This is a genomic window from Nocardioides caeni (genome assembly GCF_004912195.1).
Taxonomy (GTDB): domain Bacteria; phylum Actinomycetota; class Actinomycetes; order Propionibacteriales; family Nocardioidaceae; genus Nocardioides; species Nocardioides caeni.
Genome location: NZ_STGW01000022.1, coordinates 20,883 through 33,206, shown reverse-complemented (window position 1 = coordinate 33,206; position 12,324 = coordinate 20,883). Strand labels below are relative to the sequence as shown.

Below are 12,324 nucleotides of genomic sequence, written 5' to 3'. Positions count from 1 at the left end.
CGAGCTCCTGCTGCTGGCTGAGACCGGTGGCACTGCTGCCCCGGGGCTGGAGCAGGCCGTCGAGCACGCCGCCGACGCCGTCGAGCAGGCCACCGAGCCCGTCGAGGGGGTCGCTCCCCCCGGGGTTGGCGCTGACGGGCGGGGCCGGGGTCCGGCCCTGGGTGCCGCTCTGCTTCGCGACCGGCAGCAGGCCGAGCAGCGTGTCCGGGTCGACGACGTAGTGGGCGCGGAAGTAGTGCGACAGGCCGTCGTGGCCGTTGGTCGTGAGCGCCCAGAAGCGGATGTAGTCGAAGAGGTGCTGACGGTTGCGGGCGAGCTCGTCGGTGAGTCGTTCGACTCCGGTGGTGCTGTCCGCGAGGCCGCCGCCGGCGGTGCGGAGGTGCCGGGCCACGGGTGCCGCGGCCCGCAGCAGCTGGTCGGCCTTCTGCAGCACGGGCTCGGAGGTCGCGAGCGCCGGGTCGAGCACGTCGGAGAAGACGCGCAGCTCGTCCGCGAGATCGGGCAGCGCCGAGGTCAGGGGCCGCAGCTCTCGCAACGTCGGCGCGGTGTCGTCGGAGGCCGAGCGCAGGTTGCCCAACGTGGTCCGCAGGACCCGCAGGGTGCCGGGGAGCTTCGCAAGCGTCCGCTCCAGCTTGACCTGCCGCTCCCGTACCGCGCTCAGCACCCGGTCGGAGGAGTCGACGAGCTGATCCATCGCCTTCCCGTCACGCGTCGCGAGGGCGCTGGCGACCGGCTCGAAGCTGGTGATGAGGCTGGCGAGGAGCTCGTTGTGCTCGTCCAGCACGGCGGCCATGGCGGTCGCGTCCCGCAGGCTCGGCGAGAGCAGCCGCAACGCCTCGTCGGCATTCGCGCCGTTGCCCTGCATGCCCTCGCCCAACGTGGTGACGAGTGCACGGAGCCCGTCGCCGGTCGATTCGTCGATGGTGTTGAGGACCTCGTCGAGACCGACCGACGTGGCGGTCTGCTCCACCGGGATCACCTCACCCCGCTCCAGCAGCGGAGCGTCCGGGCTGCCGCGGTCCAGGTCGACGTACCGCTCGCCGAGGAGACTGACGGGCCGGATGGTGAGGCGGGCGTCGCTGTGCAGCGGGCGCGCCTGCTCGTCGAGCTCGAGGCCGACCTCGGCCATGCCGTCCTCGACGCTGAGGCTCTTGACCGAGCCCACGACCACGCCGTCGATCTTCACCTCGTTGCCCTCGACCAGCGGGGCTGCCGAGGCGAAGCGGGCACGCACCAGGTCGTTCTCGTCCTCGCCGCCGAGGCGGGAGCCGATGCCCGCGACCCCCGCGGCGATCAGTACGGCGACCACGGCTGCCTTGCCGACATCGCCGAGGCGCTTCGTGGACTGGGTCATCGCATGCCGCTTCCGTAGGCGTCGGTCCAGGGCTGCCCGACCGGCTCACCCGGGTCGGGGGTCAGGTTCTGGGTCACGCCCGGCCCGGGCTGGCCCGTCGGACTGGGGATGACGCTCTCGACGCCCGCCTGGATGTTGAAGCGGACGTAGTGACCCTGGTTGTCCCGGTTGCCGGCGGCCGATCCCCAGTTGGTGGCCCATCCGGCGATCTCGGGCGTGTAGGGCCGCAGGAACTCCAGCACCGGGGTGAGGCCCGTCATCGCGTCGTCGGCGTCGGGGGCGGCCGCGGTCGAGCCATCGAGCAGCCCGGGCGTGATGCCGAGGAGCTGCGAGAGCCGGTCCAGCGTCGGCCGCAGGTCGCCGACCGTCGGCCGCAGGTCACGCAGCAGCGGCCGCAGGTTGCGCGACACCGAGGTCAGGCTGCTGGTCGCCGGGGCGAGGTCCTCCAGCAGCGGCAGCGTCTTGTCCACGGTGCCCGGCACGCGGGCCAGCGTCGTGTCCGCCTGGTCGAGGACCGGCGGGAGCTTCTGGAGGGTGTCCCCGACGCTGCGCTCCTGCGCCGCGATGGTGTCGGTGGCCGAGGCGAGCGAGGTGACGACCTGCTCGAGACTCTCGCCGCGGGACGCGAGGATCTGCATCGTCTCGTCGAGCTGGGTGACGATCTGCTTGATCGCCTCGCCGTCGGTGTCGACCTCGCGGAGGACCGCGCCGAGCTCCTCGAGCGCCGGCCCGGCGGCGTGGAGGCTGGCGTTGGCGTCCTGCTCCCGTCCGTCCAGGGTGCCCTGGAGACGGGAGACGAGCGAGGAGAGGTGGGCCCGCGTCGGCTCGTCGAGCGCCGACAGCACCGCGTCCAGCTCGACCGGCTCGCGCTGGACGCCGGCGAGCAGGGCGCCCTCGGGCAGCTCCGCGCTGCCCTCGTCGCCGTCGACGACGCGGACCAGCCGCTCGCCGAGCGCCGCCTTCCAGACGACCTCGACCGTCGCGCCGTCGTGGAGCGGGCCGAACTCGTCGTCGATCGAGAGCTCGATCAGCGCCTTGCCGTCCTGCACCTCGATGCCGGTCACGCTGCCGGCCTCGTAGCCGTCGTACATCACCGAGCTGCCGATGAAGAGGTTGCCGGCGTTGGGGACCACCGCGCTGACGCGGTAGCCGTCGCGCTGGTCCAGCACCATGACGGCGCCACCGACCAGGGCGATCCCGAGAACCCCGGCCGCGACCCCGGGGGCGATCCTCAGCCGTGGGCGCGCCATCAGTCCATCCCCAGCGGGCCGGCGGAGGAGCCGGCCAGGAACTGCCGGACGAAGTCGTTGTCGGAGTTGAAGGCCGCCTCCGCCTCGCTGTAGTGGATGCACTTGCCCTTCCACACGACGCCGATGTAGTCGCTGACCTTGCGCGCCGTGGCCATGTCGTGGGTGACGACCATGTAGGTGCCCTTGTGGCGCTCGTGCATCTCGAGGATCACGTCGTTCAGCAGGCTGGTGCGGACCGGGTCGAGGCCGGAGTCCGGCTCGTCGAACATGACGATGTCGGGGTCGAGGATGAGCGCACGGGCGAACCCGGCGCGTTTGCGCATGCCGCCCGAGACCTCGCTGGGCAGCTTCGCCGCCGCGCCCTCGAGGCCGACCTCCTGGAGCCGGTCCATGACGAGGTCGCGGATGTCCTTCTCGTGCATGTCGGTGTGCTTGCGCAGCGGGAAGCAGACGTTGTCGAAGATGTTCATCGAGCCGAACAGAGCGCCGTCCTGGAAGAGCACGCCGAAGCGCTTGCGGAGCTCGTAGCGCTCGGCCTTGCTGATCTTCCAGATGTCCTGCCCGAAGATGAGCACCTCGCCCTGGTCGGGCTCGAGCAGCCCCACCAGGTGCTTGATGAGGACGCTCTTGCCCGTGCCCGACGGCCCCAGGATCGTCGTGATCGCGTCGTCGACGAAGTTGAGGTTCATCCCGGTCAGGATGTCGTAGGGACCGAAGCTCTTGTGGACGTCGCGCACCTCCATCGAGTGGGTGGTGCCGGCCGCCGGAGGGACGGGGGCGGCGTGCGTGGGAGCGAACGTGGTCATGACGGTTCCTCTGCAGGGAGCTGGCGGGAGGGACGACGGGGCGGGAGCGCGGCGAGCGCAGCTAATTCCCGATGGGCGCGTTGGGTGACAGACCCCAGAAGAGCTGGGTCCCGAGAGCGCCGATCATGTGGATCAGCACCATGTTGAGGACCATGGATCTCGCGGTGTTCTTCCCGACTTCCACCGAGCCACCACGCACGGTGTAGCCGTAGTAGCAGGCCACGAACACGATGGCTGTCCCCATCGTCATGCCCTTGATCATCGAGTACATGAAGTCGAGCGGGTTCTGGTAGAGCCAGAAGATGTACATGTGGCCGCCGGGCGAGACGCCGCCGACGTAGTAGACGGTCACGAGGATCTCGCCGAGCGACATCATCCCGAGGCTGACGGCGTAGAGGAACGGCATCGACAGCCAGGCGGCGACGACGCGGGTGCCGACCAGGTAGCTGCGGGAGTCGACGCCCATGACCTCGAGGGCGTCCACCTCCTCGGCGATACGCATCGACCCGATCTCCGCGACCAGGCCGCAGCCGATCTTGGCGGCGAGGATGTAGCCCCACATGTAGGGCACCAGCTCGCGGACCGCGCACCAGGCGTTGAAGATGCCGGAGTAGATCGGTGCGCCGACCTGCTTGACGGAGTAGATCGGTGCGCCGACCTGCTTGAGCGTGTAGATCGCCTCGGTGCCGCACATCGTCCCCATGACGAACTGCATCGCCCAGATGATCAGCGCGCTCGACAGCACCAGGATCGCGGCCTGACGGACCACCTCGGTCCAGTGGGCACGTACGTCGGGCAGGCTGCGCGTGACCTGCCAGGAGAAGCGGAGGATCTCGCCACCCGTGGTGAGCGCAGCGCGCACGGACGCGGCCGCTCCGGAGAACGACAGCTCACTGTCCTGCGGCTCGGGTGCCTTCGGCCGGTCGCCGCGACCGGGGGCGTCGGGAGTCACGGTCATCGCGGGCGCCCCTACTTGAAGACCTGGATCTCGGGGTTGAGCCCGAGCAGGATGTTGGTGAACACGACGTTGACGACCCAGATCAGGGCGAAGGCGATCACGACCGCCTGGTTCACCGCCCGGCCGACGCCGATCGCTCCACCCTTGGCGTACATGCCCTTGTAGCAGCAGACGATCCCGATGATCAGGCCGAAGAGGGTGGTCTTCACGACGCTGCCCCAGATGTCCGGGGTGGTCAGGTTGGCGAAGAGGCTGTTGTAGAACGCCCAGGGGTTCGCCCCGAGGATCGGCACGGCGGCGATGAAGCCGCCCAGGAGGCCGAAGCAGAGCGCGATGATGTCCATCAGGCCGGTGATGATGGTGACGGCGACGATGCGGGGCAGCGCGAGGGCGCGGACCGGGTCGACGCCCAGCACCTCCATCGCGTCGATCTCCTCGCGGATCCGGCGCGCTCCGAGGTCGGCGGTGATCGCGGAGCCGACGACGCCGGCGACCACCATCGCGTTCACCCACGGCGCGAACTCGCGGATGCTCGCCATGATGAAGAACGAGCCGAGCCGCTCCGGCATGCCGAACATCGCGTAGATGTTGCCGCCCTGGAGGCCGGGGGCGCCGAGCCCGAAGAAGGTGCACGAGACCGCCATCGGGATCCAGCACTGCTTGAGGATCAGGAACATCTGGTCGACGGTGTCGCGCCAGTAGTCCCACGGACCGCGGACGGCCATCCACACCACGGAGCCGCCGAGCTGGGTCATCTCACCCAGCTCGTTGACGCCGGCTGCGAGCGTTCCCGCTCGTGGTGCAGCCTTGCGTGTCGCATTCCCCATGAATGGTCACCGCCTACCTCGGTTGAAGACCTGCACAACCTTTCAGCGACGTGTGACCGGTGACATAGTCGCTGGTCACAAAATGCCCTGCACGGTTTTGTGAACTGCTATCGAGGCCCGCGCAGGCCCTGCTGGCCTAGCGTCGAGCCATGGCCCAGACCCCATCGAAGAACGCTCCCGCGCCCGTGCCGCGGATCGACGTGCCCAACGCGGTCCGGGGCGCGTCCACCGGGTTCAGCATCCTGCTGATCGGAGGTCTCCTCGCACCGATCCTGACCATCGTGTCGAGCCTGGCGGCAGCGGTGTGGCTGGCGGGCGTGGCCGTCCTCGCCTTCGCGGTGGCGGCGCGGCGCAGCCAGGGGGCCGGGATCCCCGTGCTGCACGGGATCTTCGCCGCTGTCCTCGCCTACGTGCTGGTGCTCCCGCTGCTCCTCCCCTTCGAGCAGGGGCGTGACGTGCAGCAGATCGCGCAGACGGTCCTGACCGCCGTCCTGGTGGGGTCCGTGACCGGCGCCCTGAGCGCCCGCCGGGTTGTCACGAACGGCCAAAGCCGGTCGGCGTCTCTGGTGCGACGGACCGGTCCCGCACGCAGCGTCCGTCTCTAGCGTCCTGGTCGGAAGCATCCGACCAGTCCCCAGGAGCCCCGTCATGAACGCACCTTTCGGCCCCGTCGCCATCGTCACCGGATCCGCCAAGGGCATCGGCCTCAGCGTCGCCACCGAGCTCGCGGCCCGCGGCTACCGCGTCGTGATCTCCGACATCAACGGCGACGACGCAGAGGTCGCGACCAAGGGGCTCGAGGGCGCCATCGCGATCCCCTGCGACGTACGCGACGAGACACAGGTCCGGGCGCTCGTCGACGCCACCGTCGCCCACCACGGACGGCTCGATCTGATGGTGCCCAACGCCGGCATCGGGCTGGTCGCTCCGATCCTGGAGACAGACCTGGCCGCCTGGCGGCAGGTCACGGCGGTCAACCTCGACGGGGTCTTCCTCGCGCTGCGCTGGGCTGCGCCGGCGATCCTCGCCTCCGGTGGCGGCAGCATCGTCAACATCGCCTCGGTGAGCGGGACCACCGGGACGCCGCTGATCGCGTCCTACGCAGCCGCGAAGGCAGCGGTGATCAACCTGACGAAGACGGCCGCCATGGAGCTGCGCCCCCACGGTATCCGCGTCAACGCGGTGCTGCCGGGATTCATCGGCACGGACCTGGTCACCGATGCGGCGCCGGACTTCGAGCGACACCTCGGCCTGCCCAGCGGCGGGTTCGGCGAGGTGATCGAGGCCAAGCAGGGCCGCTTCGGCGTGCCGGACGACGTCGCTCGAGCGGTCGCGTTCCTTGCCGACCCCGACCAGACCTGGGTGACCGGGTCGGCCTTCACCCTCGACGGCGGCCTGACCGCGGCGCTGGTCTGACCGGCAGGCCGACGTCGGCGACGCCGGCCATCGGGGTCCGGCACAATCGGCGCCGTGCGACACGTGGCGATCAGCGGCTCCATGGCGGACTTCCATGCGCGGCCGATCCCCGAGGACCTCGCCGAGGCCGAGGTGTGGGAGTTCCACGCCGACCAGCGCGGGCTGGTGCTGGGGAGTGCGCAGCCGGAGTCGACCGCAGATCCGGTGGCCGTGGCCGTGGCCGGCGTGCAGGTCGTGCGCCGCCGCAGCGGCGGAGGCGCCGTCCTGGTCGACCCCGCGACGTCGATCTGGATCGACGTCGTCGTCCCCCGGACCGATCCGCGGTGGAGTGACGACGTCCGCGCGTCGACGTACTGGCTCGGCGAGGCGTGGCAGCGCGCACTCACGACCGTCGGCATCGAGACCGCGGTCCATCGCGGCGGACTGGAGCCGAGTCCCTGGGGGCGGCTGGTCTGCTTCGGCGGTCTCGGCCCCGGCGAGGTGGTGCGCGAGGGCCGCAAGGTGGTCGGGATCTCGCAGCGCCGCACCCGCGCGGGTGCACGTTTCCAGTGCATCGCCTACGACCGGTGGGACCCGACCGACGTGCTCGACCTGCTCGACCTCCCGGACGGCGACCGGCTCGCGGCCGCCGCCGACCTTGCCGGGCGCGCGGTGGGGGTCGGCGACCGGCTCGCTGACCTCCGGGCCGCGGTGCTCCACGAGCTCACGGCCTGACACTGGTCCACACACCCATGCGCTGAGAACATGGGTGGGTGGACATCGAAACCATCCGCGCATTCCTCGCGGTCGCCGACGGACACACCGTGACGGAGACGGCCGAGCGGGCGCACCGCACCCAGCCGGCCGTGTCGCGGGCGCTCTCGCGGTTGGAGCGCGAGGTCGGCACCCCGCTCCTGCAGCGCGTGGGCCGGGGGTTGGTGCTGACGCCGGCGGGACACGAGCTGGTCCGCCACGCGCGTGCCACCCTCGAGGCCTACGAGCGGGGGCTCCGCTCGGTGCAGGACGTGACCGCGCCGGACGGCGGCTTCGTGCCGCTCGCCTTCCTGCACACCCTCGGCACGTGGCTGGTCCCCGAGCTGATCCGCTCCTTCCGCGCCGAGCGGCCCCAGGTGCGCTTCGACCTGCGCCAGCACGGCGATGCCGGCCTCGTCGACGACCTGCTGACCGGCGTGGTCGACCTCGCCATCACCGGCGACCGGCCGCAGCTGGCGCCGCTCGAGAGCCGCCGCCTCTTCCTCGAGCCGCTGCGCCTCGTCGTCCCGCCCGACCACCGACTGGCCGGGCGTCGTACGGCGAGACTGGGCGACGTAGCGGACGAGCAGTTCATCGTCCTCAAGCCCGGGTTCAGCCTGCGGGCGGTGACCGAGGAGCTCTGCGGGCAGGTCGGCTACTCGCCGCGGATCGGGTTCGAGGGCGAGGAGGTCGAGACCCTGCGCGGGCTGGTCTCGGCAGGCCTGGGCGTGGCGCTGCTTCCCGCGCCCCGGGGCGGCGCGGCACCCCTGGCGCCGTCGCTGCGGGTGACCGACGTGCGGGCCTCTCGCGAGATCGGCCTGGCCTGGGTCAAGGACCGCCAGCTGCCGCCCGCCTCCGCGCACTTCCGCGACCACGCCCTCAGGACGAGCCGGAAGATCCATGTCACAGACGCATGATTTAGCCGCGAACTAGGCATTGGACGCATTCCGGTCCTGCGGCTGACCATGGTGATGCCCATCACCACCGACCGGAGGACCAGCGATGCCCGACATCGATCCTGACGAGACTCAGGAGTGGCGCGACGCCCTCGCTGCCGTGATCGAGTTCGAGGGTGAGGAGCGCACGAAGTTCCTGCTCGACCAGGTCCTCGAGGAGGCGCAGCGCCTCGGCTCGCGGGTCCCGCACGTCGCGACCACGCCCTACGTCAACACCGTCGCGCCCGCGGACGAGCCGATCCACCCCGGTGACCGCGCGGTCGAGCACAAGATCCGCTCCGCCATCCGGTGGAACGCGCTCGCCATGGTGCTGCGCGCCAACAAGGACTCCACCGAGCTCGGCGGCCACCTCGCCAGCTTCCAGTCCGCGGCGACGCTCTATGACGTCGGCTTCCAGCACTTCTGGCACGCGGCGTCCGGGGAGCCCGGCAAGGAGCACGGCGGCGACCTCGTCTATGTGCAGGGCCACCTCTCCCCCGGCATCTACGCCCGGGCGTTCCTCGAGGGCCGGCTCACCGAGGCCCACCTCGACAACTTCCGCCAGGAGACCGGCGGCCCCGCTGGATCGGGCCTGTCGTCGTACCCGCACCCCTGGCTGATGCCGGACTTCTGGCAGTTCCCGACCGTGTCGATGGGCCTCGGCCCGCTGATGGCGATCTATCAGGCCCGCTTCCTGAAGTACCTCCACGCGCGTGGACTCGCGAACACCGCCGGGCGCAAGGTGTGGGCCTTCCTCGGCGACGGCGAGACCGACGAGCCCGAGTCGCTCGGCGCGATCTCGATGGCCGCCCGCGAGAAGCTCGACAACCTCGTCTTCGTCATCAACTGCAACCTGCAGCGTCTCGACGGTCCGGTGCGGGGCAACGGCAAGATCATCCAGGAGCTCGAGGGCGTCTTCCGCGGCGCCGGCTGGAACGTCATCAAGCTGATCTGGGGCTCCGGCTGGGACCAGCTCCTCGCCCAGGACACCACCGGCGCGCTCAAGCGCCGGATGATGGAGGCCGTCGACGGCGAGTACCAGACCTTCAAGTCCAAGGACGGCGCCTACGTCCGCGAGCACTTCTTCGGCACCGACCCGGAGCTCAAGGCGATGGTCGCCGACTGGAGCGACGACGAGATCTGGCGCCTCACCCGCGGGGGCCACGACCCGCAGAAGGTCTACGCCGCCTATGCGGCCGCGAACTCCCACACGGGCTCGCCCACCGTCGTCCTCGCCAAGACCGTCAAGGGCTACGGCCTCGGCGCGGCCGGCGAGGCGATGAACATCAGCCACCAGGCCAAGAAGGTCGCCGAGCCCGCGCTGCGCGCCTTCCGCGACCGGTTCAACATCCCGATCGGCGACGAGCAGCTGCTCGACCTGCCCTACCTCTCCTTCCCGGAGGGTTCGGAGGAGCACACCTACCTCCACGCCCGACGCCAGGAGCTCGGCGGCTACCTGCCCGAGCGGCGGCGCACGTCGGCGAGCCTGACGGTCCCCGGCGCCGAGGCCTTCGGCCAGTCCGCCGGCTCCAACGGCCGCTCCATCTCCACGACGATGGCCTTCGTCCAGATCCTGACGAAGCTGCTGCGCGACAAGGAGATCGGCAACCGGATCGTGCCGATCGTGCCGGACGAGGCGCGCACCTTCGGCATGGAGGGACTCTTCCGGCAGTTCGGGATCTGGGCCCAGTCCGGCCAGCTCTACACGCCGGAGGACGCCGACCAGCTGATGTTCTACAAGGAGGACGCCAGCGGCCAGATCCTCCAGGAGGGCATCAACGAGGCCGGCGCGATGTCGTCGTGGATCGCCGCCGCGACGTCGTACTCCACCAACGACACCCCGATGATCCCGTTCTACATCTACTACTCGATGTTCGGGTTCCAGCGGATCGGCGACCTCGCCTGGGCCGCCGGCGACATGCGGGCGCGCGGCTTCCTCCTCGGCGGCACCGCCGGGCGGACGACGCTCAACGGCGAGGGTCTCCAGCACGAGGACGGCCACAGCCACCTGCAGGCCGCGATGATCCCCAACTGCGTGGCCTACGACCCGACCTACGCCTACGAGCTGGCGGTCATCGTCGCCGATGGACTGCGCCGGATGTACGCCGAGCAGGAGGACGTCTTCTTCTACCTCACGCTCATGAACGAGAACTACGAGCACCCGGCGATGCCCGAGGGCGCCGAGGAGGGCATCCTCAAGGGCCTCTATCGCCTCAAGCCCGGCAAGGGCCGCGGCAACGCGAAGGTCAACCTCCTGGGCTCCGGCACCATCCTCAACGAGGTGCTCGCCGCCGCCGACCTGCTCGTCGCCGACTTCGGCATCAAGGCCGACGTGTGGAGCGCGCCCAGCTTCACCGAGCTGCGTCGCGACGGGCTCGCGACCGAGCGGTGGAACATGCTGCACCCGCTCGAGGAGCAGCGGACGTCGTACGTCGCGCAGTGCCTGGGTGAGAAGCCCGTCCCGGTCGTCGCGTCCACCGACTACATGAAGTCGTACGCCGACCAGATCCGCCCGTTCGTCCCCGGCCGCTACACGGTGCTGGGCACCGACGGCTTCGGTCGCTCTGACTATCGGCGCAACCTGCGGCACCACTTCGAGGTGGACCGCCACCACGTCGTCGTCGCTGCGCTCAGCAGCCTCGCCGCCGAGGGCACCGTCTCCGGCGACGTGGTCGCGCAGGCGACCGAGAAGTACGGCATCGACCCCGACCGGCCCGACCCGGCCCACGCGTGAGGACAGCAACTGTGGAGAGCACCATGGACATTCGCGTACCCGACATCGGCGACTTCTCCGACGTACCCGTCATCGAGGTGCTGGTCACCCCCGGCAGCGTCGTGCGTGCCGAGGACCCGCTCATCACCCTCGAGACCGACAAGGCCACGATGGAGGTGCCCTCGCCCGTCGACGGGACGATCGTGTCGATCACCGTCGCCATCGGCGACAAGGTCAGCCAGGGCAGCGTCATCGCGGTCGCCGAGGTGGCTTCCCCGGTGGTCGAGGAGGTCGCCCCCACCCCGGTGGTCGAGGAGGTCGCCCCCACCCCGGTGGTCGAGGAGGTCGCGTCGACCCCGGTGGTCGAGGACGGCGGGCTCCGCGCGACACCCCTCGTCCGGCGTCTCGCCCGCGAGCTCGAGGTCGAGCTCGCCGGCGTGAGCGGCACGGGCCCGAAGGGCCGGGTCACCAAGCAGGACCTGCTCGGCCACTACGAGAAGGCCCTCGCTCCCGCCGCTGCCGTGACCGGCGGCGCCGGCATCCCGGCCATCCCCGAGGTCGACTTCTCGAAGTTCGGCCCGGTCCGGACCGTCCCGCTGTCGCGGATCAAGAAGCTGTCCGGACCGCACCTGCACCGCTCGTGGCTCAACGTCCCGCACGTGACCCACGCCGACGAGGCCGACATCACCGATCTCGACGCCTACCGCCGCGAGCTCGACGCCGCCGCGAAGGCGGAGGGCTACCGGGTCACGCTGCTCAGCTTCCTGCTGAAGGCGTCGGCAGCCGCGTTGCGGAAATATCCCGAGCTCAACAGCTCGCTGTCCGGCGAGAACCTCGTCCTCAAGGACTACGTCAACATCGGCGTCGCCGTCGACACCCCCGAGGGGCTGGTCGTCCCGGTGGTCAAGGACGTCGACCGCAAGGGCATCGGCGAGCTCAGCCGCGACCTCGGCGAGCTGTCGGAGAAGGCGCGCGACGGCAAGCTCAGCGCCTCGGACATGCAGGGAGCGACGTTCACGATCAGCAGCCTCGGCGGCATCGGCGGCACCCACTTCACCCCGATCGTCAACGCCCCCGAGGTCGCCATCCTCGGCGTCGTACGCTCGAAGACGGCTCCGGTGTGGGACGGCGAGGCTTTCGTGCCGCGCCTGATGCTGCCACTGTGTCTGTCGTACGACCACCGCGTGATCGATGGCGCCCTCGCGGCCCGGTTCACGGCGCACGTGGCGCACCTCGCGGCCGACGTACGTCGCCTGGTGCTCTGACCCGATCCACAGGATCCGGGTCTGACCCCGATCGGGGTCTGACCGCTTCACACACCGACATCCCACCA

Annotated in this window: 11 protein-coding genes; 6 read left to right on the top strand and 5 right to left on the bottom strand. The window is 70.4% G+C overall.

The window, feature by feature from the left end:
- The 5 genes from E9934_RS18670 to E9934_RS18650 form a co-directional block, all read right to left on the bottom strand.
- On the bottom strand, positions 1 to 1,354 hold a 1,354-nt coding region (locus tag E9934_RS18670; protein WP_136564409.1), incomplete at its 3' end, for an MlaD family protein.
- A complete protein-coding gene (locus E9934_RS18665; protein WP_202977389.1) occupies positions 1,351 to 2,604 on the bottom strand; it encodes an MlaD family protein in 1,254 nt (417 codons plus the stop codon). The genes E9934_RS18665 and E9934_RS18670, both read right to left, overlap by 4 nt.
- The gene (locus tag E9934_RS18660) at positions 2,604 to 3,410 is read right to left on the bottom strand and encodes an ABC transporter ATP-binding protein (protein WP_136564408.1); all 807 of its coding nucleotides are present in this window, start codon (positions 3,408 to 3,410) and stop codon (positions 2,604 to 2,606) included. The genes E9934_RS18665 and E9934_RS18660 overlap by 1 nt, the downstream gene beginning before the upstream one ends.
- A 61-nt stretch (positions 3,411 to 3,471) precedes the next feature.
- Entirely contained in the window at positions 3,472 to 4,368 is an 897-nt protein-coding gene (locus E9934_RS18655) for an ABC transporter permease (RefSeq protein WP_136564407.1), read from the bottom strand.
- 11 nt (positions 4,369 to 4,379) lie between these two features.
- Positions 4,380 to 5,195, bottom strand: coding sequence for an MlaE family ABC transporter permease (locus tag E9934_RS18650; RefSeq protein ID WP_202977388.1), 816 nt, complete (start codon positions 5,193 to 5,195; stop codon positions 4,380 to 4,382).
- A 149-nt stretch (positions 5,196 to 5,344) separates the two neighbouring features.
- Here E9934_RS18650 and E9934_RS18645 point away from each other — a divergent pair, with 149 nt between their 5' ends.
- The 6 genes from E9934_RS18645 (at position 5,345) to E9934_RS18620 (ending at position 12,256) form a co-directional block, all read left to right on the top strand.
- Positions 5,345 to 5,800, top strand: a complete 456-nt coding sequence (locus E9934_RS18645; RefSeq protein WP_193556929.1) for a hypothetical protein — start codon at positions 5,345 to 5,347, stop codon at positions 5,798 to 5,800.
- A 43-nt stretch (positions 5,801 to 5,843) separates the two neighbouring features.
- The gene (locus tag E9934_RS18640; protein ID WP_136564405.1) at positions 5,844 to 6,611 is read left to right on the top strand and encodes a glucose 1-dehydrogenase; all 768 of its coding nucleotides are present in this window, start codon (positions 5,844 to 5,846) and stop codon (positions 6,609 to 6,611) included.
- Between the two features lie 54 nt (positions 6,612 to 6,665).
- Complete coding sequence (locus E9934_RS18635; RefSeq protein ID WP_136564404.1) at positions 6,666 to 7,325, top strand: lipoyl protein ligase domain-containing protein; 660 nt, start codon at positions 6,666 to 6,668, stop codon at positions 7,323 to 7,325.
- A gap of 38 nt (positions 7,326 to 7,363) precedes the next feature.
- Positions 7,364 to 8,260 carry a LysR family transcriptional regulator gene (locus E9934_RS18630; RefSeq protein WP_136564403.1) on the top strand — a complete coding sequence of 299 codons (897 nt, stop codon included), beginning with the start codon at positions 7,364 to 7,366 and terminating at the stop codon, positions 8,258 to 8,260.
- Positions 8,261 to 8,345: 85 nt separating this feature from the next.
- Entirely contained in the window at positions 8,346 to 11,012 is a 2,667-nt protein-coding gene (gene aceE, locus E9934_RS18625; RefSeq protein ID WP_136564402.1) for a pyruvate dehydrogenase (acetyl-transferring), homodimeric type, read from the top strand.
- Between the two features lie 23 nt (positions 11,013 to 11,035).
- The gene (locus E9934_RS18620; protein WP_136564401.1) at positions 11,036 to 12,256 is read left to right on the top strand and encodes a 2-oxo acid dehydrogenase subunit E2; all 1,221 of its coding nucleotides are present in this window, start codon (positions 11,036 to 11,038) and stop codon (positions 12,254 to 12,256) included.
- Positions 12,257 to 12,324 lie beyond the last annotated feature (68 nt).

Bases quoted from the DNA above. Each gene is read 5' to 3' on its own strand.
- E9934_RS18665 (WP_202977389.1), bottom strand. From the start codon at position 2,604: ATGGCGCGCCCACGGCTGAGGATCGCCCCCGGGGTCGCGGCCGGGGTT.
- E9934_RS18660 (WP_136564408.1), bottom strand. From the start codon at position 3,410: ATGACCACGTTCGCTCCCACGCACGCCGCCCCCGTCCCTCCGGCGGCC.
- E9934_RS18655 (WP_136564407.1), bottom strand. From the start codon at position 4,368: ATGACCGTGACTCCCGACGCCCCCGGTCGCGGCGACCGGCCGAAGGCA.
- E9934_RS18650 (WP_202977388.1), bottom strand. From the start codon at position 5,195: ATGGGGAATGCGACACGCAAGGCTGCACCACGAGCGGGAACGCTCGCA.
- E9934_RS18645 (WP_193556929.1), top strand. From the start codon at position 5,345: ATGGCCCAGACCCCATCGAAGAACGCTCCCGCGCCCGTGCCGCGGATC.
- E9934_RS18640 (WP_136564405.1), top strand. From the start codon at position 5,844: ATGAACGCACCTTTCGGCCCCGTCGCCATCGTCACCGGATCCGCCAAG.
- aceE (WP_136564402.1), top strand. From the start codon at position 8,346: ATGCCCGACATCGATCCTGACGAGACTCAGGAGTGGCGCGACGCCCTC.
- E9934_RS18620 (WP_136564401.1), top strand. From the start codon at position 11,036: ATGGACATTCGCGTACCCGACATCGGCGACTTCTCCGACGTACCCGTC.